Source organism: Caulobacter mirabilis, from assembly GCF_002749615.1.
Taxonomy (GTDB): Bacteria; Pseudomonadota; Alphaproteobacteria; order Caulobacterales; family Caulobacteraceae; genus Caulobacter; species Caulobacter mirabilis.
Genome location: NZ_CP024201.1, coordinates 402,595 through 429,276 on the forward strand (window position 1 = coordinate 402,595; position 26,682 = coordinate 429,276).

Here is a 26,682-nt window from a genome sequence, read left to right on the forward strand (position 1 = left end):
CGAATGATCGGCAAGGTTCTGGCGGCGGCGCTGGCGGCGTCACTGATCGCGGGTGCGGCCCTGGCCGACCCGATCGACGACCTGTTGGCCGGCAAGACCGATCCGCTGACCTACGACTTCGGTCAGCTGCGCGACCAGCCCGACGCGGACGCCTGGCTGAAGGCGGCCGAAGGCCGGGTGCAGCGCGACCTGCTGCGCCGCCGGGGGATCGCCGACGACGTGGCCTGGAAGGACGCGCGGCCGACCGGCTGCTGGACCGAGGCCGAGCAGGCGCTGCTCAGGGGCGTCGCCTCCGCCCGCAAGGTCAAGACCGCCGCCGACTGGAGCCGCGCCAACGCCGAGGCCCAGGGTCTGGAGGCGAAACGGCAGTCGGTGCAACGCATCCTCTTTTCGGGCGAGGCGTCGCCCTACGAACAGCTGAACGGCGTCGCGCGGCGATTGAAGATGGCGCGCGAGGCCAAGGACCCGATCCTGGCCGAGTTGTTTCGCCGCAACGCCGAGGACAACTTCGCCCGGATGAGCATCGGCTTCTCCGCCCGGCATTTCCTGGCGCCTCAGGCGTCGGACGCCGCGCTCGATCTCTATGACGCCAAGGCTGATCGCGAGATCTGCCTGATCGACGAGGCCAACCTCGTCTGGCTCAAGAAGACGATCGCCGAGCGCGGTTGGTTCCGCATCAGTCGCGACGGCCAGCAGGCCGACGACGCCGCGCGCAACCTGGTCCAGCACGCCGACGACGATCCGGCCTTCCAGCAGCGGATGCTCGCCGTGCTGGAGGCGGAACTGGCGGCCAAGGAGACCACCGCCAGCGGCTACGCCTACCTCTACGACCGGGTGGCGGTGAACACCGGCAAGCCGCAGCGCTACGCCACCCAGGGCCGCTGCGCCGGGCCCGGGGACTGGCGCGCCGACACGCTGGAAGATCCCGACGCCGTCGAGGCGCGTCGCCTGGCCGTCGGCATCGACTGGCCGATGAAGGACTATGTCGCCAGAATGAACAGCTTCTGCCGCTAGCCGCCGCGCCTGTCCTGCGCTATAGGCCCGCTCCGATGACCCGCGTCTCGCACCATCACCACGCGCACCACCACGCCTTCCCTCGCGGGACGGAACGGGTTCGCGCGGCCTAGAGCCAAGGCGCACTCCCTCCGACCCCGCCCGACGCGGATGGGGTCAGACGGCTCCATCCGGCCCCGCAAGCGACCGAATGTAGAGCCGACCGATGACCGACCAGACCTTCCGTCCTGAAGCTCGCGCGCCCCGCGGTTTCGCAGACAAACGCGCCGCCACCCTGCGCGCCGAGCGCCGTATCGTTGAGGCCGTTTCCAGGGTCTACGAGAGCTGGGGCTTCGAGCCGTTGGACACCGGCGCCTTCGAGTACGCCGACGCCCTGGGCAAGTTCCTGCCCGACAGCGACCGTCCGAACGAAGGCGTCTTCGCGCTGCAGGATGACGATGAGCAGTGGATGGCTCTGCGCTACGACCTGACCGCCCCGCTGGCGCGGTTCGCGGCGCAGAACTGGGAGACGCTGCCCAAGCCGTACCGCCGCTACGCCTTCGGGCCGGTGTGGCGCAACGAGAAGCCGGGGCCGGGCCGCTTCCGCGAGTTCATCCAGTGCGACGCCGACACCGTCGGTTCTGCGCGCCCCGAGGCGGACGCCGAGATCATCGCCATGGCCGCGGCCGGGCTGAAGGCGGCGGGCCTGCCCGAAGGCGGGGCGGTGCTGAAGTTCTCCAACCGCAAGATCCTGGACGGCGTGCTCGAGACGGCCGGCGTCTCCGACGGCCGCCAGAAGCTGATCGTGCTGCGGGCGCTGGATAAGCTGGATCGTCTCGGCCGCGAGGGCGTGGCCGACCTGCTCGGCAAAGGCCGTCTGGACGAGTCGGGCGCCTTCACCCCGGGCGCGGAGCTGTCCGCCGCCTCGGCCGGCCTGGTGCTCGACTTCCTCGACATGGCCGTGGCTGGCGCGCCGCTGGACCAGCTCGCGAACGCGGCGTTCGCCAAGGCCGAGGTCGCGCTGGAAGGCTTCCGGGAGCTGGAGGCCATCGTCGCTGCGTTGAAGGGGCTGGGCGTCGACGAGGCCTCGGCCCGCTTCGACCCTTCGATCGTGCGCGGCCTGGAGTACTACACCGGGGCGGTGTTCGAGGCCGACCTGCAGGTCGAGACCCTGGACGAGAAGGGCAAGCCGATCCGCTTCGGGTCGGTCGGCGGCGGCGGCCGTTACGACGACCTGGTCGCCCGCTTCACCGGCGAACGCATCCCGGCGACGGGCTTCAGCTTCGGCGTCTCGCGATTGGCCGCGGCGCTGAAGGCGGCCGGCCGTGAGGTCGCCGGCGAGAACCGCGGTCCGGTGGTCGTCATCGCCTTCGACCAGAGCCGCATGGCCGACTACTTCGCCGTCGCCGCCGAGCTGCGGACGGGCGGGGTCCCGGCGGAGGTCTACCTCGGCGCTTCCGGCATGAAGGCCCAGATGAAGTACGCCGACCGACGCCTGTCGCCCGCCGCGGTGATCATCGGCGAAGACGAGTTCGCCGCCGGCACGGCGACGGTGAAGGACCTCGACCTCGGCCGCGACCTGGCCAGGGGCATGACCGACAACGCCGCCTGGCGCGCCGAGCGGCCCGGGCAGCAGACCGTCGCCCGCGCCGACCTGGTCGCCGTGGTGCGCAAGATCGTGGACGCCGCCCAATGAGGCTGGAGCCGCCGATCCCGCCGGCGGCTCTGGCCGCCATCCGCGCGCCGCTGACCGAGGCCGGGGCGGTCTCGGTCGAGGTCCCGGTCCTGCAGCCGCTGGCGCTGCTCCTGGACCTGACCGGCGAGGCGATGCGTCCGCGCCTGTTCGTGGTTCAGGCCGAGGGCGGCGAGGAGCTGGCCCTGCGGCCGGACTTCACCATCCCGGTCGCCCGCGCGCACATCCAGGGCCAGGCCCTGGAAGGACGCTACTTCTACGAGGGCAAGGCCTTCCGCGCCTCGCCCCAGGGCTCGCAACGCGCGGAGGAGTTCCTGCAGATCGGCGTCGAGATCTTCGGCAACGGCGATCCGGCCGAGTCCGACGCCGAGGCGGCCGGGCTGGCCTGGCGCTCGGCCTCCGCCGGGGGACGTGACGACCTGACCATCACCTTCGGCGACATCGCCCTGTTCGGGGCCTTCGTCGACAGCCTGGCCCTGGCCCCGGCCCTGGCCGCCCGGCTGAAGCGGCTGTTCACCCGGCCGCGCCTGCTGGCCGCCGAGCTGGACCGGGCGGAAGCGGGCGAGCGGCCGGAGCGGTTCGTCAATCCGCTGGAAGGCGTCTCCGCCGACCAGGGCGCGGGCGCCCTGCGTCAGCTCTGGGCCATCGCCGGCATCGAGCCGGTCGGCGCCCGCCCGGCCGACGAGATCGTCCAGCGCCTGGCCGAGCGGGCCGAGGCCTCGCGCACGCCGAGCCTGTCGCCGGCCGAGGCCGCCGCCGTGCGCGGCTTCCTGGCGGTTTCGGGGGCGCCGCGCGCGGCCCTGGACGAGGTCCTGCGTCTGGCCGGCCCGGCCAGGGACACGCTGGACCAGGCCCTGGAAGGCTGGAGCCGCCGCCTGGCCCGGCTGGCCGAGCGCGGCGTGCCGGAGGACCGCATGACCTTCGCCGCGGCCTTCGGTCGGGCCTTCGGCTACTACGACGGCGTCCTGTTCGAGGTGCGCAGCCCAAGCCTGGGCGAGGAGCGGCCGGCCGCCGCCGGCGGACGCTACGACGGCCTGCCCTCGCGACTGGGCGCAAGCCGGGCCCTGGGAGCTGTCGGCTGCATGGTCCGCCCGGCGCGGGCGTTCGCGGGAGGCGAGGAATGAGCGGACCCCTGGTGCTGGCGATCCCCTCGAAGGGACGCCTGAAGGAACAGGTCGAGGCCTGGCTCGCCGACGCCGGCCTGCCGGTCTCCGCCCCGTCGGGAAGCCGCGGCTACACGGCGAAGATCGACGCCCTGCCGCAGATCGAGGTCCGGCTGCTGTCGGCCTCCGACATCGCCGCGGCGCTGGAGAGCGGCGAGATCCACCTGGGCGTCACCGGCGAGGATCTGCTGCGAGAGCGGATCGCCGACCTGGACAGCCGGGTGATGCTGCTGCGCGCCCTGGGCTTCGGCCGGGCCGACCTGGTCGTGGCCGTGCCCAAGAGCTGGCTGGACGTCGACGGGATGGCGGATCTGGAGGAGGTCGCCCACCTGCACCTGACCCGCACCGGCCGCCGCCTGCGGGTGGCGACCAAGTACATCGTCCAGACCCGCGCCTTCTTCGCCCGGGCGGGCGTCGCCGACTACCGCATCGTCGAGTCGGGCGGGGCGACCGAGGGGGCGCCGGCCTCGGGCGCGGCGGAGATCATCGTCGACATCACCACCACGGGCGCGACCCTGGCCGCCAATCACCTGAAGATCCTCGGCGACGGCGTGATCCTGAAGAGCCAGGCTCGGCTGGCCGCTTCGCTGGCGGCGGACTGGGACGCCGAGCGGCTGATGGTCGTGCGGCGGCTGATGGGTCTGGTCGAGGCGCGCGGCCGGGCCAAGGGGTCGGTCATGCTGGTCTGGCCGGCGGAGCGGGACGAGGCGGCGAAGACGGCCTTGGCCGACCTGGTCGCGCGGGGCGCCCGGCCCCGGGCCAATGGCCTGCTGATCGCCGAGGGCGAATTGCTCGCCGCCCAGGCCGCCCTGGCCGAGGCCGATATCGGTCCGGTCGCGGCGAGTCGTCCCGAGCATCTGTTCGAGCCGGTCTCGGAGGCCGCGGAGGCTTTGGCGAGTCGCGTGACGGCGTAAATTTGACGATAGGGTCAAATATGCCCGTGTTTCCGTCGTTCTTTTGACGGCGGAGTCCAACGAAGGCGTCTTTTTCTGGCCTCCAAGCGCATTTTCTTGCGCGTAAGCCGCACCCGGTTGCTTGACACAGAAGGGGATGTGTCGTCTTTTGACGGTGCGCGAGGCACACGAACCCCAGAGAGTTCGGGCCTCTCGGCGTTTCGGGGAGGAAACGCCCGCTTGGATCGAGTGATCGAGGAAAAAGCTGAGCCCGTTGCGATTATCCCCCGCAACGGGCTCAGTCCTTTCTGGGTCCCGGATCGCTTTCTGACTCCATCGTCAAAAATTGACTGAGCGGTCTGGGGACATGCTCCCGCAGGGTGCGTGTCCCCGTTAGCCGCGCTTCCGGGGACACGCACCTTCGGAGCATGTCCCCCGTCCTTCTGTCCGCCTCATCGCGCACGGGGCCTCGCGACGAGCGCGAGGGTGACCGAGTGAAGGAAGGCGCGGTCAATTCATTCCAGGAGCACTCCCATGTCCCTTGAAGCCGCCTACGACACCGCCGCCGCCGAGCGTGACGTCGACCGGTTCATCGTGATCACCGGCTGTTCCGGCGGGGGCAAGTCGACGCTGCTGGCGGAACTGGCGCGCCGCGGCTTCGCCGTGTTTCCGGAGGCCGGGCGGCAGATCGTCAAGGAGCAGGACTGGACCGGCGGCGACGCGCTGCCCTGGACCGATCCGGAGAGGTTCGCCGAGCTGGCCGTGTCGCGGTCGCTGCATTTCCGCATCCAGGCTGCCGGCCTGCCGGGGCCGGCCTTCTTCGACCGGAGCCCGATCGATCAGCTGGCCTGGATGGAGCGGACCAGCCGCCCGGTCCCCACGACGATCTCGGGTGCGGTGCGCCGCTGCCGCTACAACCGGGCGGTCTTCGTCGCGCCGCCCTGGCCGGAGATCTTCGCGACCGATCCCGAGCGCCGGCACGGCTTCAAGGCGGCGCTGGAGGAGTACGGGCCGCTGGTCGCGGCCTACGAGCGGCTCGGCTACCGCTGTGCGGAGTTGCCGAGGACCGACGTGGCGGCGCGAGCGGACTTCGTGCTCGGAACGCTCGGGATCTAGAGGAGGCTCATCGCCTTCAGCACCAGGCCGCCGGCCAGGCAGAACATGGTCACGCCGACGAAGAGGTCGAGCACCTTCCAGGCCTTGGGCTTGGTGAACACCGGAGCCAGGAAGCGGGCGCCGTAGCCCAGGGCCGCGAACCACGACAGGCTGGCCGCGGCCGCGCCCAGGATGAAGACCGGCTGGGCCGAGGCGGGCTGGGCCGAGCCGACGGTTCCCATCAGCACCACCGTGTCCAGGTAGACGTGCGGGTTCAGGAAGGTGAACCCCGCCGTGCCGGCCAGGGCGCGCCCGAGCGACACCGTCGGCTGCGTGGCCAGGACCATCGCTCCGGATCCCAGCGCGCGGCGGAAGGCGCTCAGGCCGTACCAGGTCAGGAAGGCCGCGCCGCCGAGGGTCAGGGTCAGGGCCAGGTTCGGCACCAGTGACAGCAGAGCGCCCAGGCCGAGCACCCCGGCGGTGATCAGTAGCGCGTCGGCGGTGGCGCAGAACAGCACGATGGCCCCGACATGCTCGCGGCGCAGGCCCTGGCGCAGCACGAACATGTTCTGGGCCCCGATGGCCATGATCAGGGCGGCGGCGAGGGCGAAGCCCTTGAAGAAGACGGGGAGGAGCGACATGCGGCGCTGTTTGCCGCAGAACGTCAGTATAGCCTAACTAATGCTCCTAAGTTGGATTAAGCTGACCTAATGCTCGACTATCTCGCCCTCGCCGCCGTGGCCGCCGTCGTCCGGGAAGGCTCGTTCGAACGCGCCGCCCATGTCCTGGGCGTGACCCCGTCGGCGGTGTCGCAGCGGGTGAAGGGCCTGGAGGAGCGGCTTGGCGCGGTGCTGGTCGTCCGTGGTCAGCCCTGTCGGGCGACGGAGATCGGCGAACGGCTGTGCGCTCATGTCGAGCGGGTCCGGCTGCTCGAGGGCGATGTCGTCTCGGCCCTGCCGCGCCTGAGCCGCGAGGAAATCGCCGAGCGCCGCACGGTGCGGGCCGCCGTCAACGCCGACAGCCTGGCCACCTGGTTTCCGGCGGCCGCGGCGGGTTTCGCCGAGGATGCCGGCGCGCTGCTGGACCTGATCCTCGACGATGAGGACTACACCGCCGACAAGTTGCGCTCGGGCGAGGTCCTGGCGGCGGTCACCGCCGATCCGACCCTGGTCGCCGGTTGCCGGATCGTCCCGCTGGGAACCTTGACCTACACGGCGCTGGCCAGCCCGGCGTTCGTGGCGCGGTTCTTCCCCGGCGGCGTGGACGCCGAGGGCCTGGAGGCTGCGCCGATCCTGCGCTTCGATCGGCGGGACCGGCTGCAGGTCCGCTGGGCCGCGGAGTCGCTGGGCGCCGAACTGGCCCCGCCGACCCACTGGGCGCCCTCGACCCAGGGCATGTTGGACCTGGCGCTGGTCTCGCTGGGCTGGACCATGGCGCCGGTGATGTTGGCCGCTGAGCATCTGGCGGCGGGACGGCTGGTCGAGTTGCTGCCCGGCCGGCGCATCGGGGTGAAGCTGTACTGGCAGCACAGCCGCATCGGCGCCTCGCTGATCGACCGCCTGACCGCCGCCGTCCGTCAGGCGGCCCGCGAGCATCTCGACCCGACCTGAGGCTCGAACGTCGACGTTCGGTGGCAATATCACCGTATGTCCTCGCGAAAGCGGGGACCCAAGCGACGGTGCGGCGTCGCTGGCGTCGCCGGATTTGAAGCTCAGCTTGGATCCCCGCTTTCGCGGGGATAGTCGGGGAAAGATTGAGCGATCCGAGGCTGAAGCTGACGCCCAAGCGATAAAGGGCGACGCCTGAGCGCCGCCCCTTCCGCAGTCCATTCAGTCCGTAGCCGCGGCTACCAGATCCGCACGCGCTCTTCCGGCGCGATGTAGAGCTTCTGGCCAGCCTCGACATCGAACGCCTTGTACCAGGGATCCAGGTTCCGGATCGTGCCGTTGACGCGGTAGTAGGGCGGCGAGTGCGGGTTGGAGGCCACCATCTGCTGCATGGCCTCGTCACGGTACTTGCCGCGCCAGACCTGCGCCCAGCCCAGGAACACGCGCTGCTCCCCGGTGAAGCCGTCCAGCACCGGGGCCGGCTTGCCCTTCAGCGAGATGACGTAGGCGTCGTAGGCCAGCGACAGGCCGCCCATGTCGCCGATGTTCTCGCCCATGGTCAGGCCGCCCTGAACCTTGTGGCCGGGCAGCGGCTCGTAGGACGAGTACTGGGCGCCCAGCCGGTCGGCCTGGACCTTGAACTTGGCCGCATCCTCCGGGGCCCACCAGTCGCGCAGCACGCCGTCGCCGTCGCCCTTGCGGCCCTGGTCGTCGAAGCCGTGGCTGATCTCGTGGCCGATCACCCCGCCGATGCCGCCGTAGTTGACGGCCGGGTCGGCGTCCGGATGGAAGAAGGGCGCCTGCAGGATCGCGGCCGGGAAGACGATCTCGTTCTTCACCGGGCTGTAGTAGGCGTTGACGGTCTGGGGCGTCATGCCCCACTCGGCCTTGTCGACCGGTCCGTTCAGGCGGTTGACGCGATAGGCCCATTCGAAGGCGGCCGAGCGCCTGGCGTTGCCGTAGGCGTCGTCCGCCTTGACCACCAGGCCGCTGTAGTCGCGCCATTCGTCCGGATAGCCGATCTTCACGCCGAACTTGGACAGCTTGTCGAGCGCCTGGACCTTGGTCGCCGGGCTCATCCAGTCGAGTTTCTCGATCCGGGCCTTCATCGCCGAGCGGATGTCGGCGACCAGGTCGACCATCTTGGCCTTCGACTCCGGCGGGAAGTAGCGGGCGACGTACAGCCGGCCGACGGGCTGGCCGACCATGCCGTTGACGTAGTCGACGCCACGCTTGGCGCGCGGCTTCTGCTCGGGCTGGCCGAGCAGGGTCTTGTTGTTGAAGTCGAAGGCGGCGTCGACGAAGGCCTTCGACAGCAGCGGCGCGCCGCCGTCGGCGACGTGGAACGCCTGCCACGCCTTCAGCGTGTCGAGGTCGGTTTCGCCGTAGATCTTCGCCATCTTCGGGAAGGCGGTGTTGGTGGTCAGCACCAGGCGGTCGACGCCCTTCAGCCCGGCGGAATCGAGGAAGCGGTTCCAGTCATAGCCGGGCGTGTAGGCCTGCAGCTCGGCCAGGCTCATCGGGTTGTAGGTCTTTTCGCGCTGGCGGCGCTCGACCCGGGTCCAGGTCGCCTCGGCGACGCGGGTCTCGAAGGCCAGGACCGCCTTGGCGTGCTCGGCGGGCTTGGGCCAGCCGATCAGGGTCAGCATCTTGGCGATGTAGACCTCGTAGGCGGCCTTCTTGTCCGCGAACTTGGCGTCCAGGTAGTAGTCGCGCTCCATGCCCAGACCGCCGGTGCCCGCGTACACGGCGTACCTGGTCGGGGCCTTCTGGTCGTCGCTGACGCCGACGCCGAGCAGGGCGGTGTAGCCCGTGGTGTTGGCGCGGCCCATCAGCGTGGTGATGTCATCGCGCGACTTGGCGGCGCGGATGGCGTCCAGCTCGGCCTTGATCGGCTGGGCGCCCTTCTTCTCGATGCCGGCCTCGTCCATGAACGCCTTCCAGGCGGCGCCGATGCGGGCGGCGTCGGCGTCCTGGATCTTGCCGCCGGCGGCTTCGTCGATGATGGCGCGGGTGCGGTTCTCGGACAGGACCGCCAGGGCGTCGAAGTTGCCGAAGCGGGTGCGGTCGGACGGGATCTCGGTGCGCTTGTACCAGGCGCCGTTGGCCCATTCGAAGAAGTCGTCGCCCGGTTTCACCGCGCGGTCCATGCCGGTGATGTCGAAGCCCCAGGCGCCGTAGCGCGGGCTTTCCAGCGAGGCCGTGGCGTCCGCGCCGCTGGTCGCGGCGTCGGCGAACAGCGCTTCGGTCTGGCAGAAGGCGTCGAGGCAGGCGTGCTCCTCGTGCGCGGCGGCCGGCGTGGCCGCCAGGATGAGGGCGGTCGCCGCGGCGGCCCCCAGCAGCAAGGTCTTCATGGTCGGTTCGTCCCTAGAACTTCGATGGCGCGCACATTGCATCCCGGACGTGGCCGCCAACGTTACTTTTTTGTCATGCCGATCACGAAAACGGGGACGGACCTTGCGATCCGTCCCCGCCCGTCGTTCGGCGATCCGTGGTCCGACTACCAGATGCGGACGCGGTCTTCCGGCTTCACGTACATCTTGTCGCCGGGCTTCACGCCCCAGGCGTCGTACCAGGCGTCGACGTTCTGGACGGTGCCGTAGGTGCGGAAGTAGGTCGGCGAGTGCGGGTCGCTGACCACCTGCTGCTTGATGGCGTCGTCGCGGTACTTGCTGCGCCAGATCTGGGCGAAGCCGAGGAAGAACCGCTGGTCGCCGGTCAGGCCGTCGATCACCGGCGCGGGCTTGCCGCCCAGGGACAGGTGGTAGGCGTCGAGCGCGATCAGGATGCCGCCCAGGTCGCCGATGTTCTCGCCCATGGTCAGGTCGCCGTTCACATGGAGGCCCGGCAGCGGCTCGAACGCCGAGTACTGGGCGCCTAGGCGCTTGGTCTGGGCCTCGAACTTGGTCGCGTCCTGGGGCTGCCACCAGTCGGTCAGGCTGCCGTCGGCGTCGTACTTGCGGCCCTGGTCGTCGAAGCCGTGGCTGATCTCGTGGCCGATGACCGCGCCGATGCCGCCGTAGTTGATGGCCGGGTCGGCGTCCGGATCGAAGAACGGCGGCTGCAGGATCGCGGCCGGGAACACGATCTCGTTCATGGTCGGATTGTAGTAGGCGTTGACCGTCTGCGGGAACATGCCCCACTCGCCGCGGTCGACGGGCTTGCCGAGCTTGTTGACCTCGTAGGCCCAGTTGAAGGCGTTGACCCGCTCGACGTTGCCGTACAGATCGGCGGGGTTGATCTTCAGGGCGCTGTAGTCACGCCACTTGTCCGGGTAGCCGATCTTCACGGTGAAGGTGGACAGTTTCTTCTGGGCGCGGGCCTTGGTCTCGACGCTCATCCAGTCCAGCTTCTCGATGCGGCCCTTCATGGCGACCAGCAGATCGCCGACCAGTTTCTCCATCTTGGCCTTGGACTCGGCCGGGAAATAGGCCGTGACGTAGAGCTTGCCGACCGCCTCGCCCAGCGAGTTGCCGACCAGGCCGGTGCCGCGCTTCCAGCGGGCGCGCTGCTCCGGCTGGCCCGACATGGTCTTGCCCTGGAAGTCGAAGTTGGCGTCGACGAAGCGCTTCGACAGGTAGGGCGCGGCCTGGTCCACGGTGTGGAAGGCCTGCCAGGCCTGCAGGGTCTCGATCGGGGTCTTGGCGTAGATGGCCGCGATCTTGGTGAAGGCCGAGGGCTCGCCGACGATGATCCGGTCCGTGCCGGTCAGGCTCGCGCCCTTCCGCCAGGCCTGCCACGGGAAGCCGGGGGCCAGGGTCTCCAGCTCGGCGAAGCTCTTGGGGTTGTAGGTCTTGTCGGCGTCGCGCTGCTCGACCTTGGTCCAGCTGGCCTGGGCGATCTCGGTCTCCAGCGCCAGGATGGAGTCGGCGGCCTTCTCCGGGTTGGCCCAGCCGGCCATGGTCAGCATCTTGGCGACATAGGCGCGGTAGGCGGTCTTCTTGTCCGCGAACTTGGCGTCCAGGTAGTAGTCGCGGTCGGGCAGGCCCAGGCCGCCCTGCGAGGTGTAGACCGCGTACTGGGTCGGGGCCTTGGCGTCCTGCCAGATGTAGGAGCCGAAGAAGGCGCCGCCGAAGCGGCCCTGCGAGGCGCCCATCAGCTGGGCGATGGCCTCGCGGGTGCCGGCGGCCTTGATGGCGGCGAGGTCGCCGGCCAGCGGCTTGGCGTCGAGCTTCTCGACCGCCGCCTCGTCCATGAAGCTCTTGTAGAGGCCGCCGATCTGCTGGGCCTCGCCGGTCGGCTTGGCCGAGGCGGCGGCGGTCTCGATGATCGCCTTGGTGCGGTTGTTGGACAGCTCGGCCAGGGCGTTGAACGAGCCCCAGCTGGCGCGGTCCGACGGAATGGTCAGCTGATCCAGGTACTTGCCGGTCGAGAAGCGGACGAAATCGTCGCCGGGCTTGGCGGCGCGGTCCATGCCGGACAGATCGAAGCCCCAGACGCCCATGCGGGCAGCCTTGGTGGCGTCGGTCGCGGCGGCGGTCGTGGTCGCGGCGGCTTCGGCGGCATGCGCGAAGGTGAAGACGCCGGCGGCCGCGGTGAGGGCCAGCGCCGCGGCGGCGGAAAGAAGCACGCGTTTCATGGGGTTTCCCGGCAGTTTTTGAGTTGGCGGGACCATGCACCCGGGTCGAAACTTGCGCACCTTACAGAATGTTCATGCGCGGAATGTCGCGGCGGGGCGGGGGACGTGCTCCCACCCCCTCTCCGTCATGGTCGGACCTGTTCCGCCCCCCATGAACACGGGCGGCGGCGAGGTCGCGCCGGGACGGCCGCCTCACCAGGCATGGGTCCTCGCGACGAGCGCGAGGATGACGGAGGTGGCGGAGGCGCGGTGCGTCCTTCGAGACGCTCGCCAGGCTCGCTCCTCAGGATGACGAGCCCAGAACCTTGCTGAATGCGTCATGGTGAGGAGCGAGCTTCAAGCGAGCGTCTCGAACCACGCAGGGGAGCGCAGGGGACACGCACCCTGCGGGAGCATGTCCCCGGGGATATCCGCGGAGCCCTCCGCTGATTTCGTTCGGCTTTCCGGGTGAAAATGCGGGGATAGATCGGACCTGATCCCCGGCCTCGAAACCCGTTCCATACTCATCTCATCCCGTCGCACGGGGAGGGCGCATGCGCAGGTGCTCTTGCGGCGACGGGCCGGGGTCCGAGCGGGGCCAGGCGCGAGGGGGTTACTCGCGCATCCGGGACGACGCGCCAGTACCCGCGTCGCCCGCCCGCCGGGGGCAGAACGGCTAAGCCCGAACAGGGCTGCCTACCGTCGCTCCCGATCAGACGGACCTCGCGGAGCGCACGGCCTGATCATTCTGACAAAGCGTACCCAACAGACATCCGGGTCAGACCGGAGCGCTCCGCACCACCTCCCCAGCCCGGGGACAGGCTCCGAAGGGGGCGTGTCCCCCGTCTCCGCGCGTCCCTACGCCTGCACTCCCAGCGCTTCCAGCGCCTGGGCCCGGACCGCCTTGTAGTCGACCTTGCCGTTGGCGGCGCGGACGACGGCGGCGACGACCAGGGCGCGGGGCGTCTTGTAGTCGGCCAGGCGGCCCTTCACGTGGGCGGTCAGCTCCTCCAGCGTCGGAGCGTCCGCGGCGCCGACGTCGACCACCGCGCAGACCCGCTCGCCGAAGCGGGGGTCGGGCACCCCGACCACCACCGCGTCGCGGACCACGGGATGGGTCTTCAGCGCTTCCTCGACCTCTTCCGGGAAGACCTTCTCGCCGCCGGTGTTGACCACCTGCGAGCCGCGGCCGAGCAGCTTGATGACCCCGTCGGCCTCGACCTCGGCGAAGTCGCCGGGCACCGACCAGCGCCGGTCTTCGAAAATGCGGAAGGTCTTGGCGCTCTTCTCGGGGTCCTTGTAGTAGCCGACCGGGATGAAGCCGCCGACGGCGACCAGGCCGCGTTCGCCGCTTCCGGGCTGCGCCCGGCGACCGTCCTCGGTGAAGACCGCGGCGTTGGGCCCGACCAGGAACTGAGCCGTGTTCGCCTCGGCGCCGGCCATGGAGGCCGAGGTCCCCAGTCCGACGGCCTCCGAGGAGCCCAGGCTGTCGAACAGCATCGCGCCCGGCGGCAGCAGGGCCAGCAGGGCCTGCTTGTTCTCGTGGCTCCAGACCGTTCCGGACGAGCCGATCCGGGTCAGCGACGCCAGGTTCCAGCGGCCCGGATTCCGCTCCAGCGCCTCGAGCATCGGCTGGGCGAAGGCCTGGCCGACGATGGCGATGCTGGTCGCGCCCAGGCGCTCGACCTCGCCCCACAGCTCGATCGGGTCGAACTTGCGCGACGGCAGGCTGACGATGCAGCCCCCGCCGCTCATCACCGCGAAGCTGCTGAACTGGGCGGTGCCGTGCATCAGGGGGCAGGCGGCGATGGCCGAGCCCGGCGGCGGCAGGACGATGTCGCCGACCTTGCCGGTGCGCAGCCGCTCGCCGGCGTCGGCCGGAGTCTCGAACGGCGGGATCATGGCCAGGACATTGCCGCCCGCGCCCAGCACCTGGAAGAGGTCGTCCTGGCGCCACATCACGCCCTTGGGCATGCCGGTGGTGCCGCCGGTGTAGAGCAGCATCAGGTCGTCGCCCGAGCGGCCCCAGGGGGCGACGGCCCGATCCGCGCCCGCCGCGACGACGTCCTCGTAGGCGACGGCCCAATCTGGAATGTCCGCGCCCAGGTCGGCGACCGCGATCCAGGTCTTCACCTTGTCCAGCCGCCCGCGGATCGCCTCCAGCTTGGGCGCGAAGCCGGCGTGGAAGACGATGGCCTCGGCGTCGGCGTTGTCGAACAGGTAGAAGAGTTCTTCCGGTTCGTAGCGGTAGTTGGTGTTGACCGGCGACAGCCCCGCCTTGAAGGCGGCGAAGTAGCTCTCGAGGTACTCCGGCGCATTGTAGAGATAGGCGGCGACCTTGGCCCCCTGGCCCAGGCCCGCCGCCAGCAGATGCGCCGCCAGAGCGTTGGCGCGCCGGTCGAAGTCCCGCCAGGCGATGGTCCGATCGCCCTGGATCTGGGCCGGTCGGTCCGGCGCGGCCTTGGCGACTTCCTCCCAGACGTCGGCGAAATTCCAGCCGGTGGTCATACGCGTCTCCCTTGCCCTGCGGCCTCTGGCGGGCCGTCAGGGCAAGTTAGCGGTGTTCAGGTAGAGGGAGTCAACGCGTGCCCTGGCGTCGTTCCGCTACGTCAATGAGCGCTGTGGTCCATCCCGGCGCCTTTGGGGGCGCCGCCCTGGACGGTCAGCTCGACGGGGACTCGCCCGGCGTGCTCCAGCACGAAGGTGGCCGGGATCTTGTCGCCCGGCTTGAGCGCCTGCTTCAGCCCGATGAACATCAGGTGCTTGCCGCCCGGCTTGAATTCGACCGTCTCGCCGGCGCGCAGCGGCACGCCCCGTTCCAGGTGCTGCATCTTCATCATGCCGCCCTCGACCGAGGACTCGTGGATCTCGACGTGGTCGGCGATGGGGGACTCCACCGAGAACAGGATGTCGGGGCCGGTGTTGCCGTTGGTCAGGCTGAAGAAGCCGGCGCCGTTGCCGCCCTGGGCGGCGGGGCGGCTGTAAGGCCCGGCGACCTTGACGCCCGCCACGTCGTACGTGGGCGGGACCGGCGCCTTGGCCGGCGAACAGGCGGCGAGCGCCAGGGCGAGAATAGGGGCGAGGAGGGGGGCGGCGTAGAGGGCTTTCACGAAGGAACTCCTACAGGGCGTACTTGTGCTTGAGAAACGCGGGGACCAGGCGGTCGATCAGCAGGACGGCCACGATGGACAGTCCCAGCAGGGGAAACAGGGCGCCGATCGCCAGGGCGAAGACGGCGAACGCCGACAGGGCCTTGGCGGACGGCGGCGGCGGCGCGGCCAGCCGGCCGCGGGGGCGTCGCTTCCACCACATCACCGCGGACGAGACGGCCAGGCCGATGATCGCCAGGCAACCCGCCAGCATCAGCAGCTGGTTGGCCCGTCCGAACTGGCCGCCGGTATGGATGGCGATCCCCATCTCGACGGCTTTCGATCCAGCGCCATAGTCGCGATAGCCGACGTCCGCCAGCACCTTGCCGTTGTACTGGTCCAGGTGGACGACGCGCTGGCCCGTCGCCTCCTTCGGATAGAGCTGCAGCGTATAGACTCCGCCGGCGGAGACGGGCAGGCGGATGACATAGCCGGGCGCCATGCCCAGCCGCGCGGCGACGGCCTCGACCGCCGCCACGGGCAGAGGCCTTGGCCCCGACGGCGTCACCGTCGGCGCGGCCGTGGCGTCCATGGTCCAGGACCCGGGGATCACGGCGGCGAGCGCGGCGTCCGAGGCCAGGCCGGCCGCCTGGGCGCCGGCCGGCTTGCCCAGGCCCGCGTCGTTGACGATCTGGCGGAAGCGATCGCCCCAGAAGGCCGACCAGGGCATGCCGGTCACCGCCAGGAACAGGACCATCGCCGCCGCGAAGAGTCCCATGACGGCGTGCAGGTCCCGCCACCAGATCCGTTGCGACGGCGCGCCGCGGACGGTGACGACCCCGCCCGCCCGACCGCGCGGCCACCACAGGAAGACGCCCGAGGCGACCAGCAGGATCGCCCAGCCCGCCACGATCTCGATGATCAGGTTGGGGACCTTGCCGGCGATCGCCAGGCTGTGGATGCGGCTGATCAGCTTCATGGGGCGGGCGTCGTCCGCGACGACGTCCAGCACCTCGCCGCCGGCGGGGTCGAGGAAGACGCCCACCACCTCCCCGCCCGGCGTCCGCACCCCGACCTCGGCCGAACGGTCCGGCGCGGGCGGCGGCGTATAGCGCACCGCCTGTCCCGGCGCGGCCAGCCTGGCGCGGGCGATCAGGGCGTCGGCGGGCAGGGCGGGGCCGTGCTCCGCCACGACCAGCCGCTGGCGCTCGACCAGCAGGCTCAGCTCGTCGCGGAACAGGTACAGCGCCCCGGTCGTGGCGAGCAGCACCAGGAACGGCAGGCAGACCAGCCCGGCATAGAAGTGCCACCGCCAGACGATGCGATAGAGGGGGCCCGTCGGCGGCGCGGTCCCGATGTCGCTCGCGGCCATGGCTAGAAGGCCACCGTCAGGCCGGCGTAGACCGACCGGCCGTCGCCGGGCCAGTAGGCCGCCGTGCCGGCCGGCGTCGTGGTGATCGCGGCCTGGACGTTGGAGACATAGGTCTCGTCGGTCAGGTTCCGGGCGTCGACATAGACCGCGACCGCCGGCGTGACCTTCCAGCCCGCGTTCAGGTTCAGGATCGCGTAGGACGGCGCACGGGTTTTGTTGACGTAGTCGACCCAGATGTCGCTCGCCGACCATTCCACCGACGGGGCCACGAACCAGCCGCGCGGATCGTCGTAGCGCAGCTCGGCCCGATAGAAGTGCTCCGGCACGATCGGCAGGCGGTTGTCGCCGTACTTCACATCGCCGTCGAAGCGGAAGTCGGACCAGGTCCAGCTTTGCCGCAGCCGCCAGGCCTTGGCGAACCGCCAGTCCAGCGCCGCCTCCAGGCCCTGATGGATGGTCTTGTCGGCGTTGAAGGTCGAGGCCGGGATGCCAACGCTGTTGTCGACGACATACTGCAGCATCTCGCCGTCGAGCCAGGCGCGATACAGGGTGACGTCCCAGGTGAAGTCGCCGCGCCGGCCGCGCGTCCCGACCTCGGCGGTCCAGGCTTCCTGGGCCTCGACCGGCGCGAAGCCGGTGCCGGTCGGGCTCATGGCGCCGAAGTTCGGCGGTTCGACCGACTTGGTCACATTGGCGAAGACCTGGACGCCGTCCTGCGACTCCCAGAGCAGGCCGAAGCGCGGGGCGATCCAGTCGTAGTCCTTGGAGGCCTTGAGGTTGAACGTGCCGGCGACGCCGGGCAGCGCGAAGCTCTCGTAGTCGCGGCGCGCCGTGCCCCAGGTCGCGCCGGCGACGACGGCCAGATTGTCGGCCACGAAGAGTCGCCCCTCGCCGAAGACGTCGGTCGCCCCGGCGTTCTGGAGCGTGCGGGACCGCTCCGGCCCGCGGGCCGAACCCAGATTGACGTAGAAGTTGGAGTCCATGTCGCCGGTGCGGAGCCAGACCCCGCCGTAGGCGTCCGCCCGCATCCCCGCGATCTCGCCGGCCCAGGTCAGCCGTCCGAAGGCGCCCCAGTTGCGGCTCTGCTGGTCGATGACCTGGAAGATCGGATGATCGAGGTCCTTCCATAGGCCATAGAGCGCGCCCTCGAACACCGTGCTGTCGCTCAGCCGCCAGGTCGTGCGCAGCGAGCCGCGCAGCGTCCGTTGGTTGCGCTGGTAGTCGAGGCTGTAGTTGCCCGGCGGCGTCATGCGCGGATCGGCCTCGAACTGGTTCATCGTCAGGGCGCCCGCGATCTCCTGGTTGATGTTCGCGCCGTTCAGGATGAACCGGACCTCGCGGTCCTCGCCGAAGGTTCGGCCGAGGTTCAGGGTGGCGAACTGGATGTTCTGCTGGCTCTGCGAGCGCCAGCCCTGGCCGGTCTGGTTGGTGGCCGCGGCGTAGGCGTCCCAGTCGCCCCATTGTCGGGCGAGGGCGACATGCTCGCGCAGCAGGCCGAAGCTGCCGCCGTCGATGCGGATCTGGTTGTCGAACCCGGCGTCGCGGCCGGTCGGCGTGACCATGTTGATCGCCCCGCCCAGCAGGGCGCCGCCGAAGCGCAGGGCGTTGCCGCCGCGCCAGACCTCGACGAAGCGGGTGGTCAGCGGGTCGGCGACCTGGCTGTCGCCGTAGCCGTCGGCCTCGTTCAGCGGCAGGCCGTCCTGGGCGATCAGCAGGCCGCGGTTGTGGTTGGCGTTGCCGATGCCGGAGCCGCGGATCGAGATGCGGATGTCGCCGCCCCACTTGCGCTGAGCGTAGACGCCGGGGGCGTCGCGCAGCATGTCGTCGAGCGCCAGGGCCTGGCGGCTGGCGAAGGATTCCTGCGACACGACCGAGACGGCGCCCGGGGTCTGCGACAGGCGTCGGCGGGCGTCGGCGACGACGGCCGGGTCTTCCGGATCGGGCCGGGCGGTGACGATCACCGAGTCGACGGTGGCGGGCGTGTCGGCCTCGGCGGCGAGGACGGGCAGGGCGAAGGCGCCGGCGACGACGCCGGGCAGCAGGGCGCGCAGGCTGGCGCGCTGGATGGATGGCATGGGTTGGATCCCCCGAACGTGACGGAACGGGCGCGCGCAGGCGCGGCCCGGCGAAGGTCAGGCGTTCAGGGAGACGGGCGGTGCGGTGGAAGGCGGCCGGGGCGGCGCGCGGCTGCGGGCCTGGGGCCGCTCATGGCCGGCCGGAAGGGTTTCGATGGCCGCCGCGTAGCGCACGGGCAGGACCAGCGGCGTGGCCGGGCCGATGGCGGCCACGCTGACCATGACGCAGTCATGGCATTTGAAGCCGCCGAAGCCCTTGCCGTGGTCGGGAACGTTGTCGGACGCCACGGCGACCGCGCCGTCGGCCGTGCAGAGCATGATCACCGGGCCCTGGCCGGCGCGGGCCTCGGTCGCCATCGAGGCGGCCGGGATCAGCAGCTGCACCAGCATGGCGAGCGCCGCCAGCATCGCGGGCAGGGCGCCGCGACCGGTTCCGCGCCGAATTTGGCGGCTGATGCGCATGAACTGGCCGATTAGTCCCGATCGCGGGGTTCCGCAAGCGCCGCCCGCTCGTCAATACTGCGCGCCGAGTGATTTGGAGATTGCATGACCGCAGAAGTCCAGCCGGCAGAATACAAGGATGTCGTTCTGTTCCTGGCGACGGCGGGGGTCGTCGTTCCGTTGTTTCGGCGCTGGAAGATTAGTCCGATCCTGGGCTTCCTGGGGGCGGGCGTGCTGCTCGGGCCGTTCGGCCTGGGCGCCCTGGCCGACACGGTCCCCTGGCTGAAGGCGGTCACCATCGACAATCCGGACGACATCGCCCAGCTGGCGGAGTTCGGGGTTGTCTTCCTGCTGTTCATGATCGGTCTGGAGCTCAGCTGGGAGCGGCTGCGGCTGATGCGGCGGCTGGTCTTCGGCATGGGCGCGCTGCAGGTGGCGCTCAGCACCACCGCCATCGCCGCCGTGGCGATGCTGTTCGGCCAATCCCTGCCCGCGGCGGCGGCGATCGGCGCGGCCCTGTCGCTGTCCTCGACGGCGATCGTCATGCCGCTGCTGGCGGAGAGCAAGCGCCAGCACAGCCAGGCCGGGCGGGCGACCTTCTCGGTGCTGCTGTTCCAGGATCTGGCCGTGGCGCCGATCCTGATCACCTTGGCGGTCATGGCCCGCGGGGGCGAGGACGCCTTCTCGCCCCGCCTGCTGCTGACCTTCGCTCCGGCGGCCTTGGGCCTGCTGGTGCTGGTGGTGCTGGGCCGGGTCGCCCTGCGGCCGATGATGCGCTCGGTGGCCAAGGCCAAGAGCGAGGAGCTGTTCATGGCCGCCTCGCTGCTGGTCGTGATCGGGGCCGGTCTGATCGCGGCCCTGACCGGCCTGTCGATGGCCCTGGGCGCCTTCATCGCCGGCCTGCTGCTGGCCGAGACCGAGTACCGGCACGAGGTCGAGGTCACCATCGAACCGTTCAAGGGCCTGCTGCTGGGGCTGTTCTTCGTCTCAATCGGCATCGGCCTGGACCTGTCGCTGCTGGCGGCCAAGCCGCTCACCGTCCTGGGGATCGCGTTCGGCCTGCTGGCCCTGATCGGCTCCGTGGTCTTCGCCCTGGGCCTGCTCTTCGGGCTCAAGTGGCGGCAGGCGCTGGAGACCGGCCTGCTGCTGGCGGCAGGCGGCGAGTTCGCCTTCGTCATCCTGGACGCGGCGATGGGCAGCGGCGTCGTCCCGCGCGACGTCGGCCAGACCATCCTGGTCGCCTCGACCCTGACCATGTTCAGCATCCCCTTCCTGGCCGCCATCGGCGCACGGCTGGGCGGGCGTCCGGCGGCCAATCCGCAGGCGAACACGCCGGTCGAGCCGCCGCTCGAGGCCGCGCCGCCGAGCATCGACGCGCCGGCGGTGCTGGTCGTCGGCTACGGCCGGGTCGGCAAACTGGTCAGCGACATGCTGAGTCGCCATGAGATCCACTGGGTCGCCGCCGAGCGCGACGCCCGCCTGGTCGAGAGCGGGCGGCGAGCCGGCAAGGCGGTGTTCTTCGGCGACGCCTCTCGGGCCGAGTTCCTGCGCCGCTGCGGCCTGGACACGGCCAAGGCCCTGGTGGTGACCATGGACAGCCCCGACGGCGCCGAGGCGGTGGTGGCCACGGCCCGGAGCCTGCGCCCCGACCTGACCATCGTCGCCCGCGCCCGCGACGCCCGCCACGCCAAGCGCCTCTATGAACTGGGCGCCAGCGACGCGGTGCCGGAGACCATCGAGGCTTCGCTGCAGCTCTCCGAAGCGGCCCTGGTCGAGATCGGCGTCCCGATGGGCCTGGTCATCGCCTCGATCCACGAACGCCGCGACGAGTTCCGCAAGGAGCTGAACCGCCCCGACGCGCTGGGCGGCCGGCGCCGACTGCGGGACGCGGGGCGGAGCTAGCACGACGAGGATGCTCCCCTCTGGGGGAGCTGTCGGCGTAGCCGACTGAGGGGGTATTCGGTGGCCCCACCTGGTCGGCTGCGCCGCAGGTTCTTCACCCATCTCGGCACAACCCCCTCCGTCTCGCCTTCGGCGAGCCACCTCCCCCAGAGGGGAGGATCCAGCCCTGCGTCCCTCGCTGAACGCCGCTCTCTTGACTCCCGCGCCCTGCCGATAAATAACTGACCGGTCAGTTATAAGGAGGCGGCATGCCCCCCGGCCAACCGAAGTGGCGGCGGCGCAAGGAGGCCCGGCCGGCGGAGATCGTCGCCGCGGCGCTGGAGGTGTTCGCCGAAAAGGGCTTCGCGGCCGCCAAGCTGGACGACATCGCCGCCCGGGCCGGGGTCAGCAAGGGCGCGCTCTACCTCTATTTCGAGACCAAGCACGACCTGTTCACCGCCGTGGTGCGCACCTCGGTCGCCCCGAACATCGAGGCGGTCGAGGAGGCCTCCCGCAATCTCGCCCTGCCGTTCGCGACCCTGGCCCGGATGCTGCTGACGATCGCGGCGGAGCGGGCGGCGACGACCCAGATCGGCGCGGTGGCCAAGATGGTCATCGCCGAGTCCGGCAACTTCCCCGACCTGGCCCGGGTCTGGCACGAGGAGGTCGTCGGCCGCGCCCTGGCCGCCGTCGTCGGGGTGATCGAGCGGGCCCAGGCGCGCGGCGAGGTCCGGCCCGGAGACCCGCGTCTCCACGCCTTCTCGATGATCGGCCCGCTGCTGCTAGGGGTGATCTGGCGCGAGGTGATGGCCCCCGCCGGCGCGCCCCCGGTCGACCTGCGCGCCCTGGCGGCGCAGCACATCGACACCGCCCTGACCGGCATGCTGGCCGAAGGAGGCCGTTCATGAACCCCAAGGTCCGCATCGCGGTCGTCGCCGGCGTCGTCGTCCTGGGCGCCGTGCTCGCCTGGCAAGCCTGGGGGCCGAAGCGCGAGGGCGGCCGCGCCCTGTCCGGCTATGTCGAGGGCGAGGCGCTGTACCTGTCCTCGTCGGTGGCGGGACCGGTGTCGCAGGTGTCGGTGAAGCGCGGCCAGCGGGTCGAGGCCGGCGCGCCGCTGTTCGCGCTCGACGCCGCGCCGCTGGTCGCCCAGCGTGACCGCGCCGCCGCCGCCGTGACCCAGGCCGAGGCGCAATTGGAGGACGCCCGCAAGGGCCAGCGGCCGCAGGAGCTGGCCGTGGTCGACGCCCAGCGCGCCGCGGCCCAGGCCCAGCTCAACCAGGCCCAGGCCGAGTTCAACCGCATCGCGCCCCTGGTCCGCCAGGGGATCTACGCTCCCGCCCGGCTGGACACCGCCCGCGCCGCCCGCGACTCCGCCGCGGCCAACCTCAAGGCCGTCGAACGCCAGCGCGAGGTCGGGACCCTGGGCGCGCGCGGCGACGCCGTTCGCGCCGCCGAGGCTGGCCTGCAGCAGGCCCGCGACGCCCTGGCCGAGGCCCAGAGCCAGCTCGACCGCACCGGCCAGCGCGCGCCGGCGGCCGCCCGGGTCGAGCAGGTCTTCTTCCAGGACGGCGAATGGGCGGCGGCCAACCAGCCGGTGATCTCCCTGATCCCGGACGACCGGGTGAAGGTCCGCTTCTTCGTGCCCGAACAGGCGCTGTCGGCCTATCGAGTGGGCCAGGGCGTGGCCTTCACCTGCGACGGCTGCGCCCGAAACCTGAAGGCGACGATCGACTACATCAGCCCGCGGCCCGAGTTCACCCCGCCGGTGATCTACAGCCGCGAAAGCCGCGACCGCATGGTCTTCCTGGTCGAGGCCCGGCCGGACAACCCCCGCGACCTCAATCCCGGCCAGCCGGTCGACGTGACCCCGGCGGAGGCGGCGAAGTGACTGAGCTGGCCGTCGACGTGACCGGCCTCGACAAGCGCTTCGGCGACAAGCACGTCGTCCAGGATCTGTCGATCCAGGTCGAGACCGGCAAGATCACCGGCTTCCTCGGCCCCAACGGCTCCGGCAAGACCACCACCCTGCGGATGCTGTGCGGCCTGCTGACGCCGGACGACGGGCAGGGGACGGTGCTGGGCCTGGACTTCCGCCGCGAAGCCGAGCGGGTGAAGCGCCAGACCGGCTACATGACCCAGCGCTTCTCGCTCTACGAAGACCTGTCGATCGAAGAAAACCTGACCTTCGTGGCGCGGGTCTACGAACTGCCGGACCGCCGGCGTCGGGTGGACGAAGCGCTGGAGCGACTGGGCCTGCAGAACCGCCGCCGCCAGCTGGCCGGCAGCCTGTCCGGGGGCTGGAAGCAGCGCCTGGCCCTGGCCTCCTGCGTGATGCACGAGCCGCGGCTGCTGCTGCTCGACGAACCGACCGCCGGCGTCGATCCCAAGGCGCGCCGGGAGTTCTGGGACGAGATCCACGCCCTGTCCGCCGAGGGCCTGACCGTTCTGGTCTCGACCCACTACATGGACGAGGCCGAGCGTTGCCACGACATCGCCTACATCGCCTACGGCCGTTTGATGGCGAGGGGAACGGCGGACCAGGTGATCGCCGACTCCGGCCTGGTCACCTACCGCGCCGAGGGTGTCGGCGCCGATCGGCTGGCCCGTGAACTGGCCGCTCTGCCCGGCGTCGACATGGCCGCGCCTTTCGGCTCGGCCCTGCACGTCAGCGGCGTCGATCGCGCGGCGCTGGAGGCGGCTATCAAGCCCTATCGCCGCCCGCCCTGGCGCTGGGAGGAGGTCGAGCCGACGCTGGAGGATGTCTTCATCCACCTGATGGGCCAGTCGAAGGACAACTTCGGATGAGCGCCTTTTCCCTAACCCGCGTGACCGCCGTGCTGGTGAAGGAGTTCACCCAGCTGACGCGGGACCGGCTGACCTACGCCCTGATCCTGCTCATGCCGATCGTACAGCTGCTGCTGTTCGGCTACGCCATCAACAACGACCCGCGACACCTGCCGACGGCGGTGCTGGCGCAGGACAACGGCGCCTTCGCCCGCTCGACCCTGGGGGCGATCAGCAACAGCGGCTACTTCGACATCGTCCAGACGGCGCGGACGCCGGCCGAACTGGACCGCGCCCTTTCGCGAGGCGAGGTGATGTTCGCCATCACCATCCCGGCCGACTTCACGCGCCGGGTGGTCCGCGGCGACCGGGCCCAGATCCTGGTCGAGGCCGACGCCTCCGATCCCGGCGCGACAGGCGGCGCGGTCGCGGCCCTGGCCGCCCTGCCGCAGCAGGCGCTGTCCCATGACCTGCTCGGCGCCGTCGCGCCGGTTCGCGCCGATCCGCCGTTCGAGGTGATCGTCCACCGCCGCTACAATCCCGAGGCCATCACCGCCTACAACATCGTGCCCGGCCTTCTGGGCGTGATCCTGTCGATGACGCTGGTGATGATGACGGCGCTCGGCGTCACCCGGGAGTACGAGCGCGGCACGATGGAGAGCCTGCTGGCCACGCCGGTCCGGCCATTGGAGGTGATGGCCGGCAAGCTGGCGCCCTATGTTCTGGTCGGGTTGATCCAGACGGCGTTCATCCTGGTGCTGGCCAAGCTGCTGTTCGACGTGCCGATGCGCGGGGGCTGGGGCGCGCTGTCGGTCGGCATCCTGCTGTTCATCGTCGGCAGCCTGGCGCTCGGCTTCCTGCTCTCGACGGTGGCGCGCACCCAGCTGCAGGCGATGCAGATGTCGGTGTTCTACATTCTGCCGTCGATCCTGCTGTCGGGCTTCATGTTCCCGTTCCGCGGCATGCCGGAGTGGGCCCAGGCGCTGGGGACGGCGATCCCGGTCACGCATTTCCTGAGGATTGTCCGTGGAGCCCTGCTCAAGGGGCTGGATTTCGCGGACCTGTGGCCTAGTTTGGCCGCGCTCGGACTATTCGTTCTGGTGGTCGTGTCGCTCGCTATGGCGCGCTATCGGACGACTCTGGACTGAGAAACCTGCCATTCATCCCCGCAGGGATAGGATTTGGCGTTTTGTGTGACTTCGCCGACACTAGGCGTCGGGAAGATGGTTGATATAACAGATGTTCAGCGGTCGATGACCGCATGGGCAGGAGAGGGCACTCTATTATGAAACTGAAGCTTCTGGCCGGCGCGGCGCTTGCCGTGTCGCTCGTGGCTTCCGGCGCTTCGGCGCAGGACAGCACCTGGTACGGCGCGCTCGACCTCGGCTATCACTGGTCGGACAACACCAACTACAAAGCCACGGTCGGCAGTTACAATGTCGACCCGGACGATGACTGGGTTGGTTTCGCGCGTCTCGGCTATCGCCTGAACCCGAACTGGCGCCTGGAAGTCGAGGGCGGCTACCGCCCCGGCGACGTGCCGAACGTCGTGCCGGGTCAGCTCGAAGTCTTCTCGCTGATGGGCAACGTCATCCTCGACCTGATGCCCGACGGCGACCTGCATCCGTTCATCGGCGCCGGCGCGGGTCTCGCGAGCGCGCAGGCCGAAGGCGACCTGACCGTCGGCGGCGTTCCGCGGATCGCCGTGGACGACAGCGACGCCACCTGGGCGTGGCAGCTCCTGGCCGGCGTGACGGCCAAGGCCAGCGACCGCCTGAACGTCGACCTGACCTACCGCTACTTCCAGACCGGCGAGTTCGGCTTCCAGAACGACGCCCCGGGCGCCGGCAACGTCGGTCCGCTCAAGGGCAAGTACAACGACCAGTCGGTCACGGTCGGCATCCGCTACGCGTTCGGCGTGACCCCGCCGCCGCCCCCGCCGCCGCCGCCGCCTCCCCCGCCGCCGCCGCCTCCCCCGCCTCCCCCGCCGCCGCCGCCTCCGCCGCCGCCGGCCTACGAGGCGCGTGAGTTCGTCGTCTACTTCCCGTTCGATCAGTCGATCCTGACGCCGGAAGCCCAGACGGTGGTGAATGAAGCGGCTCAGTACGCCTCGGCCGGCAACGCCACGCGCGTCGTGGTCGTCGGCCACACCGACTCGTCGGGCTCGCCCAAGTACAACGTCCGCCTGTCGGAACGTCGTGCGAAGGCCGTGGCCGACGCCCTGGTGGGCCAAGGCCTGAACGCCGGCGCCCTGCAGGTCGACTGGAAGGGTGAAACGGAACTGGCCGTGCCGACCGGCGACGGCGTGAAGGAACCGCTGAACCGCCGTTCGACGATCTCGGTTAACTTCTGATCCGGATCATCGGCTGCTAAGCCAAGCGAAGCCCCGGTCGAAAGGCCGGGGCTTTTGCTTTTCTGAGCGTATGCGACTCAGCGCAACCGCGGTTCACCCGGCGTCAGGCGGCCCTGGTTTCGGCCTTCCGCGGGCGGCGTGTCGGCCCTTCCTGTCGCCCCCTGTTGGGGTGGCGTAAAAATCGCTTTATCTTCAAGGCCTTACGATGTGGGCGCCCAACCTTGACGCACCGCAGCGCGATCTGTAGGTTCCGCCGCGATCAAGCCGGGCTCTGGGGGGTCTCTCCCTGAGCCAACCTCGGACCTGACTGCTCCCATGCCACAGGCTGAAGACCCGCGCGAAGAGGCGCTCCGCCGCCTCGACGAACGGGCCAAGGCGCTCAAGGCGAAGACGGAGCCCGCCGCGTCGTCCATCACGGGCGCGACGGCGACCAGCCAAGCCTACCGCATTCTCGCGGAGCTGCTGGGCGGGGTCTTGCTCGGGATCGGCGCTGGGGCGGTGGTGGACTGGTTGTTCCACACCAATCCGTGGGGCGTGATAGGCGGAGTCCTTCTGGGCTTCGCCCTGTCGTTGTACATGGCGCGTCGTACGGCCAACCGGCTGATGGCGCAGGCGAAGGCGGAAGAGGCCGCGCGGCAAGCGCAGGCTTCGAAAGCCGGGGAAGACTAAGGAGCGAGAAGGCCCG

At 70.4% G+C, this 26,682-nt stretch carries 21 protein-coding genes; 13 read left to right on the forward strand and 8 right to left on the reverse strand.

Going from position 1 to position 26,682, the window contains the following annotated elements; genetic code table 11:
• Positions 1 to 3 precede the first annotated feature (3 nt).
• The 5 genes from CSW64_RS01950 to CSW64_RS01970 all read left to right on the forward strand — a co-directional run bounded on the left by CSW64_RS01950 (position 4) and on the right by CSW64_RS01970 (position 5,858).
• Positions 4 to 1,014: a DUF6624 domain-containing protein gene (locus tag CSW64_RS01950; RefSeq protein WP_099620514.1), complete on the forward strand. Its 1,011-nt coding sequence runs from the start codon at positions 4 to 6 to the stop codon at positions 1,012 to 1,014.
• A 205-nt stretch (positions 1,015 to 1,219) separates the two neighbouring features.
• Positions 1,220 to 2,689: a histidine--tRNA ligase gene (hisS, locus tag CSW64_RS01955; protein ID WP_099620515.1), complete on the forward strand. Its 1,470-nt coding sequence runs from the start codon at positions 1,220 to 1,222 to the stop codon at positions 2,687 to 2,689.
• Positions 2,686 to 3,810: an ATP phosphoribosyltransferase regulatory subunit gene (locus tag CSW64_RS01960; RefSeq protein WP_099620516.1), complete on the forward strand. Its 1,125-nt coding sequence runs from the start codon at positions 2,686 to 2,688 to the stop codon at positions 3,808 to 3,810. Before hisS ends, CSW64_RS01960 begins: the two co-directional genes overlap by 4 nt.
• On the forward strand, positions 3,807 to 4,763 hold the full coding sequence (hisG, locus tag CSW64_RS01965) for an ATP phosphoribosyltransferase (protein ID WP_099620517.1): 957 nt from the start codon (positions 3,807 to 3,809) through the stop codon (positions 4,761 to 4,763). Before CSW64_RS01960 ends, hisG begins: the two co-directional genes overlap by 4 nt.
• A 513-nt stretch (positions 4,764 to 5,276) precedes the next feature.
• On the forward strand, positions 5,277 to 5,858 hold the full coding sequence (locus tag CSW64_RS01970) for an AAA family ATPase (RefSeq protein WP_099620518.1): 582 nt from the start codon (positions 5,277 to 5,279) through the stop codon (positions 5,856 to 5,858).
• Here the strand turns inward: CSW64_RS01970 and CSW64_RS01975 are convergent.
• Positions 5,855 to 6,478, reverse strand: coding sequence for a LysE/ArgO family amino acid transporter (locus CSW64_RS01975; protein ID WP_099620519.1), 624 nt, complete (start codon positions 6,476 to 6,478; stop codon positions 5,855 to 5,857). The two genes, CSW64_RS01970 and CSW64_RS01975, sit on opposite strands and share 4 nt — an antisense overlap.
• Positions 6,479 to 6,547: 69 nt before the next feature.
• Between CSW64_RS01975 and CSW64_RS01980 the strand changes: the two genes are divergently transcribed.
• Positions 6,548 to 7,447 carry a LysR family transcriptional regulator ArgP gene (locus CSW64_RS01980; RefSeq protein WP_099620520.1) on the forward strand — a complete coding sequence of 300 codons (900 nt, stop codon included), beginning with the start codon at positions 6,548 to 6,550 and terminating at the stop codon, positions 7,445 to 7,447.
• A gap of 236 nt (positions 7,448 to 7,683) precedes the next feature.
• Here CSW64_RS01980 and CSW64_RS01985 read toward each other — a convergent pair whose 3' ends face one another.
• The 7 genes from CSW64_RS01985 to CSW64_RS02015 all read right to left on the reverse strand — a co-directional run bounded on the left by CSW64_RS01985 (position 7,684) and on the right by CSW64_RS02015 (position 19,000).
• A complete protein-coding gene (locus CSW64_RS01985) occupies positions 7,684 to 9,798 on the reverse strand; it encodes a M13 family metallopeptidase (RefSeq protein ID WP_099620521.1) in 2,115 nt (704 codons plus the stop codon).
• Positions 9,799 to 9,944: 146 nt separating this feature from the next.
• The gene (locus CSW64_RS01990; RefSeq protein ID WP_099620522.1) at positions 9,945 to 12,023 is read right to left on the reverse strand and encodes a M13 family metallopeptidase; all 2,079 of its coding nucleotides are present in this window, start codon (positions 12,021 to 12,023) and stop codon (positions 9,945 to 9,947) included.
• Between the two features lie 837 nt (positions 12,024 to 12,860).
• Positions 12,861 to 14,510, reverse strand: a complete 1,650-nt coding sequence (locus CSW64_RS01995) for an AMP-binding protein (protein WP_099620523.1) — start codon at positions 14,508 to 14,510, stop codon at positions 12,861 to 12,863.
• 101 nt (positions 14,511 to 14,611) lie between these two features.
• Positions 14,612 to 15,112 (reverse strand): copper chaperone PCu(A)C, encoded by a 501-nt coding sequence (locus CSW64_RS02000; protein ID WP_099620524.1) that lies wholly within the window; start codon positions 15,110 to 15,112, stop codon positions 14,612 to 14,614.
• Positions 15,113 to 15,122: 10 nt separating this feature from the next.
• Positions 15,123 to 16,463: a PepSY-associated TM helix domain-containing protein gene (locus tag CSW64_RS02005; protein WP_099620525.1), complete on the reverse strand. Its 1,341-nt coding sequence runs from the start codon at positions 16,461 to 16,463 to the stop codon at positions 15,123 to 15,125.
• A gap of 2 nt (positions 16,464 to 16,465) precedes the next feature.
• Entirely contained in the window at positions 16,466 to 18,538 is a 2,073-nt protein-coding gene (locus CSW64_RS02010) for a TonB-dependent receptor family protein (RefSeq protein ID WP_099620526.1), read from the reverse strand.
• A gap of 57 nt (positions 18,539 to 18,595) precedes the next feature.
• Positions 18,596 to 19,000 carry a DUF2946 family protein gene (locus CSW64_RS02015; protein ID WP_099620527.1) on the reverse strand — a complete coding sequence of 135 codons (405 nt, stop codon included), beginning with the start codon at positions 18,998 to 19,000 and terminating at the stop codon, positions 18,596 to 18,598.
• Positions 19,001 to 19,084: 84 nt separating this feature from the next.
• On the opposite strand from CSW64_RS02015, the gene CSW64_RS02020 reads away from it, so the two are divergent.
• From CSW64_RS02020 to CSW64_RS02050, 7 genes are all read left to right on the forward strand, one after another.
• The gene (locus tag CSW64_RS02020) at positions 19,085 to 20,881 is read left to right on the forward strand and encodes a cation:proton antiporter domain-containing protein (protein WP_099620528.1); all 1,797 of its coding nucleotides are present in this window, start codon (positions 19,085 to 19,087) and stop codon (positions 20,879 to 20,881) included.
• Positions 20,882 to 21,129: 248 nt separating this feature from the next.
• Positions 21,130 to 21,768, forward strand: a complete 639-nt coding sequence (locus CSW64_RS02025) for a TetR/AcrR family transcriptional regulator (RefSeq protein WP_099620529.1) — start codon at positions 21,130 to 21,132, stop codon at positions 21,766 to 21,768.
• A complete protein-coding gene (locus CSW64_RS02030) occupies positions 21,765 to 22,748 on the forward strand; it encodes an HlyD family secretion protein (RefSeq protein WP_099620530.1) in 984 nt (327 codons plus the stop codon). Before CSW64_RS02025 ends, CSW64_RS02030 begins: the two co-directional genes overlap by 4 nt.
• Positions 22,745 to 23,665, forward strand: coding sequence for an ABC transporter ATP-binding protein (locus tag CSW64_RS02035; protein WP_099620531.1), 921 nt, complete (start codon positions 22,745 to 22,747; stop codon positions 23,663 to 23,665). Before CSW64_RS02030 ends, CSW64_RS02035 begins: the two co-directional genes overlap by 4 nt.
• A complete protein-coding gene (locus CSW64_RS02040) occupies positions 23,662 to 24,792 on the forward strand; it encodes an ABC transporter permease (RefSeq protein ID WP_099620532.1) in 1,131 nt (376 codons plus the stop codon). Before CSW64_RS02035 ends, CSW64_RS02040 begins: the two co-directional genes overlap by 4 nt.
• 137 nt (positions 24,793 to 24,929) lie before the next feature.
• Positions 24,930 to 25,997, forward strand: coding sequence for an OmpA family protein (locus tag CSW64_RS22380; RefSeq protein ID WP_099620533.1), 1,068 nt, complete (start codon positions 24,930 to 24,932; stop codon positions 25,995 to 25,997).
• Positions 25,998 to 26,312: 315 nt separating this feature from the next.
• Positions 26,313 to 26,666, forward strand: a complete 354-nt coding sequence (locus CSW64_RS02050) for an AtpZ/AtpI family protein (protein WP_099620534.1) — start codon at positions 26,313 to 26,315, stop codon at positions 26,664 to 26,666.
• The last annotated feature ends 16 nt before the right edge of the window (positions 26,667 to 26,682 follow it).

Bases quoted from the DNA above. Each gene is read 5' to 3' on its own strand.
- hisG (WP_099620517.1), top strand. From the start codon at position 3,807: ATGAGCGGACCCCTGGTGCTGGCGATCCCCTCGAAGGGACGCCTGAAG.
- CSW64_RS01995 (WP_099620523.1), bottom strand. From the start codon at position 14,510: ATGACCACCGGCTGGAATTTCGCCGACGTCTGGGAGGAAGTCGCCAAG.
- CSW64_RS01990 (WP_099620522.1), bottom strand. From the start codon at position 12,023: ATGAAACGCGTGCTTCTTTCCGCCGCCGCGGCGCTGGCCCTCACCGCG.
- CSW64_RS02005 (WP_099620525.1), bottom strand. From the start codon at position 16,463: ATGGCCGCGAGCGACATCGGGACCGCGCCGCCGACGGGCCCCCTCTAT.
- CSW64_RS01950 (WP_099620514.1), top strand. From the start codon at position 4: ATGATCGGCAAGGTTCTGGCGGCGGCGCTGGCGGCGTCACTGATCGCG.
- CSW64_RS22380 (WP_099620533.1), top strand. From the start codon at position 24,930: ATGAAACTGAAGCTTCTGGCCGGCGCGGCGCTTGCCGTGTCGCTCGTG.
- hisS (WP_099620515.1), top strand. From the start codon at position 1,220: ATGACCGACCAGACCTTCCGTCCTGAAGCTCGCGCGCCCCGCGGTTTC.
- CSW64_RS02015 (WP_099620527.1), bottom strand. From the start codon at position 19,000: ATGCGCATCAGCCGCCAAATTCGGCGCGGAACCGGTCGCGGCGCCCTG.
- CSW64_RS01960 (WP_099620516.1), top strand. From the start codon at position 2,686: ATGAGGCTGGAGCCGCCGATCCCGCCGGCGGCTCTGGCCGCCATCCGC.
- CSW64_RS01975 (WP_099620519.1), bottom strand. From the start codon at position 6,478: ATGTCGCTCCTCCCCGTCTTCTTCAAGGGCTTCGCCCTCGCCGCCGCC.
- CSW64_RS01970 (WP_099620518.1), top strand. From the start codon at position 5,277: ATGTCCCTTGAAGCCGCCTACGACACCGCCGCCGCCGAGCGTGACGTC.
- CSW64_RS02025 (WP_099620529.1), top strand. From the start codon at position 21,130: ATGCCCCCCGGCCAACCGAAGTGGCGGCGGCGCAAGGAGGCCCGGCCG.
- CSW64_RS02030 (WP_099620530.1), top strand. From the start codon at position 21,765: ATGAACCCCAAGGTCCGCATCGCGGTCGTCGCCGGCGTCGTCGTCCTG.
- CSW64_RS01980 (WP_099620520.1), top strand. From the start codon at position 6,548: ATGCTCGACTATCTCGCCCTCGCCGCCGTGGCCGCCGTCGTCCGGGAA.
- CSW64_RS02010 (WP_099620526.1), bottom strand. From the start codon at position 18,538: ATGCCATCCATCCAGCGCGCCAGCCTGCGCGCCCTGCTGCCCGGCGTC.
- CSW64_RS01985 (WP_099620521.1), bottom strand. From the start codon at position 9,798: ATGAAGACCTTGCTGCTGGGGGCCGCCGCGGCGACCGCCCTCATCCTG.
- CSW64_RS02050 (WP_099620534.1), top strand. From the start codon at position 26,313: ATGCCACAGGCTGAAGACCCGCGCGAAGAGGCGCTCCGCCGCCTCGAC.
- CSW64_RS02020 (WP_099620528.1), top strand. From the start codon at position 19,085: ATGACCGCAGAAGTCCAGCCGGCAGAATACAAGGATGTCGTTCTGTTC.
- CSW64_RS02040 (WP_099620532.1), top strand. From the start codon at position 23,662: ATGAGCGCCTTTTCCCTAACCCGCGTGACCGCCGTGCTGGTGAAGGAG.